7 protein-coding genes and 1 pseudogene are annotated in these 6777 nt (G+C 50.0%); 3 read left to right on the top strand and 5 right to left on the bottom strand.

Annotated elements, in window-relative coordinates:
- Positions 1–126: 126 nt before the first annotated feature.
- On the bottom strand, positions 127–357 hold the full coding sequence (locus CKO25_RS20085; RefSeq protein ID WP_200389734.1) for a hypothetical protein: 231 nt from the start codon (positions 355–357) through the stop codon (positions 127–129).
- Between the two features lie 339 nt (positions 358–696).
- On the opposite strand from CKO25_RS20085, the gene CKO25_RS20090 reads away from it, so the two are divergent.
- Positions 697–1587 carry a sulfotransferase family 2 domain-containing protein gene (locus CKO25_RS20090; protein ID WP_200389735.1) on the top strand — a complete coding sequence of 297 codons (891 nt, stop codon included), beginning with the start codon at positions 697–699 and terminating at the stop codon, positions 1585–1587.
- A gap of 122 nt (positions 1588–1709) precedes the next feature.
- On the opposite strand, the gene CKO25_RS22055 is transcribed toward CKO25_RS20090, so the two are convergent.
- The 3 genes and pseudogenes from CKO25_RS22055 to CKO25_RS20105 all read right to left on the bottom strand — a co-directional run bounded on the left by CKO25_RS22055 (position 1710) and on the right by CKO25_RS20105 (position 5433).
- Positions 1710–2459, bottom strand: coding sequence for an integrase core domain-containing protein (locus CKO25_RS22055; RefSeq protein WP_200389736.1), 750 nt, complete (start codon positions 2457–2459; stop codon positions 1710–1712).
- A gap of 14 nt (positions 2460–2473) precedes the next feature.
- Positions 2474–4015: pseudogene (locus CKO25_RS20100) on the bottom strand (IS3 family transposase).
- Between the two features lie 500 nt (positions 4016–4515).
- On the bottom strand, positions 4516–5433 hold the full coding sequence (locus CKO25_RS20105; protein WP_200389737.1) for a hypothetical protein: 918 nt from the start codon (positions 5431–5433) through the stop codon (positions 4516–4518).
- Positions 5434–5608: 175 nt separating this feature from the next.
- Here CKO25_RS20105 and CKO25_RS20110 point away from each other — a divergent pair, with 175 nt between their 5' ends.
- A complete protein-coding gene (locus CKO25_RS20110) occupies positions 5609–5998 on the top strand; it encodes a hypothetical protein (RefSeq protein WP_200389738.1) in 390 nt (129 codons plus the stop codon).
- Positions 5999–6154: 156 nt separating this feature from the next.
- Here the strand turns inward: CKO25_RS20110 and CKO25_RS22060 are convergent, their stop codons facing one another.
- Positions 6155–6580, bottom strand: coding sequence for a transposase (locus tag CKO25_RS22060; RefSeq protein WP_443080766.1), 426 nt, complete (start codon positions 6578–6580; stop codon positions 6155–6157).
- Between CKO25_RS22060 and CKO25_RS22185 the strand changes: the two genes are divergently transcribed.
- The coding region (locus CKO25_RS22185) for a hypothetical protein (RefSeq protein WP_242467779.1) at positions 6503–6777 on the top strand (275 nt) is incomplete at its 3' end. The genes CKO25_RS22060 and CKO25_RS22185 overlap by 78 nt on opposite strands.

Raw genomic sequence — 6777 nt, forward strand, 5'->3', positions numbered from 1 at the left:
GATCAATTCCAAAAGCATCTGTTGCTCGAAAGCTTTTGTGACTGAGGCACGTGGCGTATACCATGACAGGGTTTGACTTGTCGTTGGATGCCCTTCGCAGGAGCGACATTGATCGCGCTTAGGACGTCAGATCAACAGCACTCGGTATTCGAGTAGCGGCAAATGTCGAAGTTCGATCTCATTACCCAAACCATAAGCATGATGAATCGGCTTGCCACAACGGTGACACTGCGTTCCTTCTAGGGTACTATGAACGTCAATTCTCAACGTTTTACGTTCACCTAAAACCACCCGTTCAATTGCGAGGTCAGGAAGATTTAAAAGGGCCTGAATCGTATCCTTATCGAAAGTCATCATCAAAAGCGCTCGAATGACATTTTAGCGGAGCACCGCCATCAAGTGACTGATTTATATGATAACATGACCCCCTGAGATCCGGGAGAGCCCTTTGAGATCCGGGAGAGCAGTTTCCGCATGATTGGATCAAGATGGTGGTAACGCCGAAGTTGAATGCGGAGTTGATCTTTAACTGAAAACTGGCAATGTAGCATAAAATCACATATGGCCAATCTATAAAATGGGCAGAGATCGATTTTGAATCTCTAAGTTATTATAAAAATAATTAATTCGCAAAATTTTTATTAATCTAGTATATTTAGATAGTTAATCCCTCTTATTGGATTCTGGAGTAGCGTGATGCTTGTATTTATTCATATCGAGAAATGTGCGGGAACGACTTTTAAAAAAATTCTGCAGCATAACTATGCGGGAGGCTTCTGCGATGTAAGGCCATTGTTTGGCAATGCTAACAAAGAAATAAATCTTTATGTGCAGAATGCCTACAATAACATCGTTCTTGATGGCGGAAATCCTAACCAATTCCTCGCACGTGATTTAAAAACATACAAGCAAATTGCGCCATGGCTGAAATGTATAGGTGGTCATTCGCTTCGTCCATGCTTAGGGTTAGAGATAGTAGAGTCTGAAATACAGTTTGTAACAATACTTAGAGAGCCCATAAGTCGCTATATATCATATTATACCTATGGTTCTGGAAAACCAAGGAAATTATGGAAATTTTCTTTCGACGAGTATTTAGAAAAGCCTAACTTTCATAATTTTCAAACCAAAAAAATAGCTTGTGGAAGCGATATTGAAAAAGCGAAATTAATCTTGAGCAACCAATTTATGGTAGTTGGAGTCATGGAGCATTTCGATGAATTTCTTTGTGTTTTAAAAAGACGGCTAGCTATCCCTAACTTCAGTATTTTTTATAGCTCAGTTAACAATAGGCATACCCAGATAATGGATCACTGGTCTAAATATGAAGACAAAATATATCAAAACAATAGTCTAGACATAGAGCTTTACAATTACGTTTTGAACACGATAATACCTCGGCAGCGTGCGGAATATGGCAAAAATCTTCAGGATGATGTGTCTCAGTTCAAAATCAGTAATCAATCTAGAGATGTGGGATTCTCAGCAAAAGCCTTTCAGCAAAAGCTAATGCAACGTTTCTACTTTGACTTCATAGCTGGAATCATTAGGCGTATGTCGGGAATGCATTGGGGAGGGCCTTATTGAATCTGTATTGTCATGAATTAATATGGATGCTTGGAAGATATCGGTATCTATTCAATCATTGATCCAGATATCGAGATCCATGATTTTTTTCCAATGACTACCTGCAAGGCCGAATGATTCATCTATTCGTACGGATGATTGGATCTGAATCCGGTGCATAAGGCAAGGGAACGATTTGATTTCAGCGATCGCATTCTCGACAAGGACGCAGATACTTGCGTGACGGTGTTTGTCAACATAGTTGTCCGCTTTTTCATGCGGCCCGGGCGACCAGCGGATCTGGAGTGTGCGCATGCTCCTTCGGCGGGTTGAGTGAGCCAGACGTGATCGATTGGGGTCCAGTTCCGGGTCTGGCGCGACCAGCGTGTCGGGTTGGCGCGGTGAGCGTCTTGGTCGACCTGGTGTCGATGCGCCAGGTTCGCGATGTCCTTCCCGCGATGGCGTTGGCCGTGGGTGACGAAACGGATCTTGCTGTGGCGATGTTCCTCGTTGTACCAGTGGACGAAGCGTGCGACCCAGGCACGGGCATCGGCGAGGCTGGCAAACGGTTGAGGTGGAAAGGCCGGCGTGTCCTTCAGGGTCCGGAACAGGCTTTCCGCGTCGGGGTTGTCGTCGCTCACCGAGGGGCGACTGAAGGACGGGACGACGCCCAGGCGGCGCTGAAGGGTGCTGAGCATGGTGGCGCCTGTCATGGGGCTGGCGTAGTCCGAGTGCAGCACCAGGCCCGGGCGATGGACGCCCTCGGCAAGACAGGCGCGTTCGATCAGGCGGCTGGCGTGTTCGGCGCTCTCCTCGGCAGGGACCTCCCAGCCGACGGTCGTGCGGCTGAAGAGGTCTTCGATCAGGTCCAGGCGGTCGGTGTTTGTCAACATGGTTGTCCGCTTTTTCATGCGGCCTGAGCGACCACCGGAGCTTGGGTTTGAGCATGCTCCTTCGGCGGGTTGAGCCAGACGTGATCAATCGGCGTCCAGTTCCGGGTATGGCGCGACCAGCGTGTCGGGTGGGCGCGCTGGGCGTCTTGGTCAATCTGGTGCCGATGGGCCAGGATCGCGATGTCCTCCCCGCGGTGACGTTGACCGGGGTGACGAAGCGGATCTTGATGTTGCGATGTTCCTCGTTGTACCAGTGGACGAAGCGCGCGACCCAGGCGCGGGCGGCGGCGAGGCTGGCAAACGGCTGATTCGGGTAGGCCGGCGTGTCCTTCAGGGTCCGGAACAGGCTTTCCGCATAGGGGGTTGTCGTCGCTCACCGAAGGGCGACTGAAGGACGGGACGACGCCCAGGCGCTGGAGGGTGCTGAGCATGGTGGCGCCTGTCATGGGGCTGCCGTTATCCGAGTGCAGCACCAAGCCCGGGCGATGGACGCCCTCGGCGAGACCGGCGCGCTCGATCAAGCGGCTGGCCTGTTCGGCGTTCACCTCGGCAGGTACCTCCCAGCCGACGATCGTGCGGCTGAAGAGGTCCTCGATCAGGTCCAGGCGGTCGAACTGTCCCCGGATGCTGGAGGCGAGGAAGGTGATGTCCCAGCACCACGCGGCATGGGGTACGGTCGCGCAGACGCCCTCCGGTTTAGGGACCTGCCGTGGAGCTGCCGCCCGAGCGCGGCGATGCACCTGGTCATGCGCCCGCAGGACGCGATAGAAGCTCGACTCCGAGGCGATGTACACGCCCTGGTCCGCCAGTCGTGGCACGATCTGGGTTGGCGGCAGGCTGCGGTGCTCCGGCTCGTTACACACGGCGAGAATCGCCTCCTGCTCTTCGGGACTCAAGCGGTTGGCCGGCACCCGCGGCGTGCAAGTACGCCGGTCCACCAGCCCGCTGTTGCTGCCGGCGAGGGCTCGCCAGCGGCGCAGCGTGCGCAGCGTCAGGCCGAGGACCGCGCAGGCCGGCGCAAGCCGGGCACCGCCCGTCACCGCCTCGCTGATCAGGTCCAGCACCAAGGCACGAGTCTCGGGCGTCCTCATGCGTCCTCATGCGTCCTCGTCGTCCCCCCAGATCGCCTGGGCTATTTTTTCAACACCAGCAAGGCCGCCGCCTCGGCAAGGGCTTTCTCCTTCCGGCGTAGCTCGCGTTCCAAATCGCGCGCGCGCTTCTTCTTCTCCTGCTGCCAAGCAAGCGGCGCACTCGTCCCGGGTCAGCCGCTGGGGATCGGCACTGCCGGCCATGGCGGCCTCCTTCCAGCGCTCGATCTGCTCCGGATAAAGGCCCTTGCGCCGGCAGTACTCCGATAACGCCTGCTCGTTCAGCGCGGCCGTCTCGATCACCACCGCGAGCTTGTCCCGGCCACTCCAGGATTCCGGGTTCGCCGGATCAGGCGGCACGGGCTCACAGCGGTTTTGGAACTGCCGCCGCCAGGCAGACAGGCTGGGCTCCGAAATCCCGGTTTCCCGATGCGCATCGGCCACCGTGCGGGCATTTTGCGGCATCATGTTATCGACGACCTTGGCTTAGAACGCTTCGCTGTACCGTGGCATGTCATCCGCTCTCTCCGCCCCCTCAAGGGTTCAGTTGACTGCGTCAAATCCAGGGAACTTCTATGCTAGCAGAGGGGGAACATCATCATGCAAGCATCCGCTCGGTCGGGGCCTCGAAACGCTGCAGATCCTACACGAACAGGCCTCGTAGCGGCCAACCCCGCATGCGGTAACTGTCCTTTTCCCTCTCATCGCGGGCACGTACCGGTTATTGCTTAACCCTCTGCTGGGACCTGTCCGAAACACATAAAGAGCCTTTTTCATAGGCATCAGGTATGGCCGGAACGAGGGCGTCAAATTTCTCTCGGCTCATGCAAATCGTTGTTTGATGGTTCAATCGCGTTTGAGTTCGGTAAATTAATCGAAGACTGTCATCGTTTTAGGGCCTTTAATAGCAGATCTCACTACACTCTATGATATATGAGATAGGTCTTTAGACACAAGTTACAATCCTATTATTTATAGAATAAATAGCGTAATGCCACGAATATCAAGGATTCTAAGCGTGATTTATTAGATAATTTAGCAGTAGATTTGGTTAGAAATACTTCTTGTTTTCTACTCATTCGATTGCCGTTCATCAAAAATCCTCTTGATAAAGGTTCGGAATTTATGATTTTAGTTAACACTGGTCGCACATCAAGTCCGCTGAGAGTAGAAATTTCTTTAAGATATGAACCAGGGTTTTCCAGAAACATTTCGTAAAAAACTCGAGTATTTGATTTTTGATCTATGCGCCTAAGTACAAGAGTGCTAAGGAAATTGACTACACTATAGTAGATGATAGCCGGAACAAAGTTTTTTGGCCCCTGTTTTGGTGCGGCAAACGAATCGATTACTGCGCTAGGATCGCGTACTAAATAAATTGTGAAAATTCTTAGTCTTGTTGATATCGAACTCAAGTGTACTAAGCGAGATGGATATTTAGAGCTATCAATATAGAATTGATCTGGAGATGATAAAGTAATTGATTGATATAACAATTCAAGTGCCTTTCGATATTTTTTTAGCCCAAATGGAATTAACAGAAATGGAAAATAAAGCAGTGGTATAATCATATAATGATTATCAAGCCTCTTCTGTAATTTAGTAAATTCATCAATACCAATCCAATCCGACTGCTTAGCAAGCCGTGTAGTCACGCTATTCCAGTAGTTAAGGCTCTCTTGACGCATACGAAAATCACTTGGAAGCCCCTTGCGTGGTCCATAATCCAAAACTTCACCTAAGTCAACCGCTTTCTCTGCATTACCTAAACAGTAACCGAGTATAGTGGATCCGCTACGCCCACAGCCCATTATGTATATAATTTTTTTTTGCTTAAGGGTATTATATTGATAAGGTGTGAGAGAAATATTTTTGTCATCAATCATTGTAATTGTCAACCGCCAAAATAAAATAGAATGCTAGGTATTTGATGAATTTTTAGTTGAGGGGAAGTGGAACCCATATTAATGAACATATATCGATATAAGTTGTACCTTATGCTTTAGCCCCTATCGCGTTTATCATTGAGTTTGGCAGGATATGTTATTAAATGCTTAAGCAATGACGCTCTTTGATCAATTCACCGAACTCAAACGTAATCGAAGCAACAAAGCAACGATCGGCATGAGACGAAAGAAATTTGACGCCCCTGTTCCGACCTTCGCTGATGCTTACGATCAAATGTTGCAGGAAAAACTCCGTAACAAGAAAATCATATGCATACCGAAAGGAGGTCCCTCGGGTGTTCTCGATACCCACGAAAAACGCCTCTCTTTCGTCCTTGACTACCTTAAAACCTATCCCACGTTCGATATTGTTAGATTTCATTTTAAACTCAGCGCAGGCCATGCACACGATTTCGTTGTGTTGTACTCCGAAGTGCTCAACCGTGCTCTTGAGTCCTTGAACGTCGCACCGAAGCGAATGGTGCGGTCACGCGACGAGTTCTAAGATGTTCTTGAAAAACATAGCAAAATGATCGTTGATGGGGCTCTCCCGGATTTCAGGAGAATGTAAAAACGATTTAAAAACAATTATTTACACCTAGATTTGAAGTACACATCAACTACGAAAAGTCGCTGAACACGAAAACTCTAACGCATTGATTCATATTGGCTCCGCGCCGAAGCGAGCGTATCCGTTGAGATCTGAGTACACTCTTTGATACAGATGGGCGAGGTTGGTGATGCCGTAACAGCGTCGTTTGAGGACTTTCAATTTACTGTTGAGACCTTCTACAAACCCGCTCGTCTGACGGTTGACAAAATAATAAGTGATCTCAGTGAAATGAGTTCTAAGCGTCCCAAGAAAGCGATCGAAACACCTGATTCCGCGATTCGAGACCTGTCGCATCCAGCGACAGATTTGACGTTTTCCTTGTCCTGTTGACAGAGGGCTTTCATCAATCACTGTGAGCGCTTCGCACGCATCGTGAGCGTCTTTGATTTGGGGCGAGTGAACAAACAAACGATTGAGGATACGACGCTCATCGTCGGTGAGATCCGCGCGGGGATGGCGCAAGAGCCCATGCACGTTTTTGAACTGATCCAATGTCGATTTCGTGAGCGTCCGCCGTCACCGCTTCCATTCCCGCTTTCGTCAGGTCTCAAAACTGTCCCGATACAGGCGAGCAATATGGAAACGATCTGCGCAAATGAGCACACGTTTGCCGAAAACGCCTTTCGCAGCCCCAATGAAACCGGCATACAGATCCGTGCAGATGACCTTGA

The sequence above is a fragment of the Thiocapsa imhoffii genome (assembly GCF_016583985.1).
Lineage (GTDB): Bacteria > Pseudomonadota > Gammaproteobacteria > Chromatiales > Chromatiaceae > Thiocapsa > Thiocapsa imhoffii.

Bases quoted from the DNA above. Each gene is read 5' to 3' on its own strand.
- CKO25_RS20105 (WP_200389737.1), bottom strand. From the start codon at position 5,433: ATGATTGATGACAAAAATATTTCTCTCACACCTTATCAATATAATACC.
- CKO25_RS20110 (WP_200389738.1), top strand. From the start codon at position 5,609: ATGACGCTCTTTGATCAATTCACCGAACTCAAACGTAATCGAAGCAAC.
- CKO25_RS20085 (WP_200389734.1), bottom strand. From the start codon at position 357: ATGATGACTTTCGATAAGGATACGATTCAGGCCCTTTTAAATCTTCCT.
- CKO25_RS22055 (WP_200389736.1), bottom strand. From the start codon at position 2,459: ATGTTGACAAACACCGACCGCCTGGACCTGATCGAAGACCTCTTCAGC.
- CKO25_RS20090 (WP_200389735.1), top strand. From the start codon at position 697: ATGCTTGTATTTATTCATATCGAGAAATGTGCGGGAACGACTTTTAAA.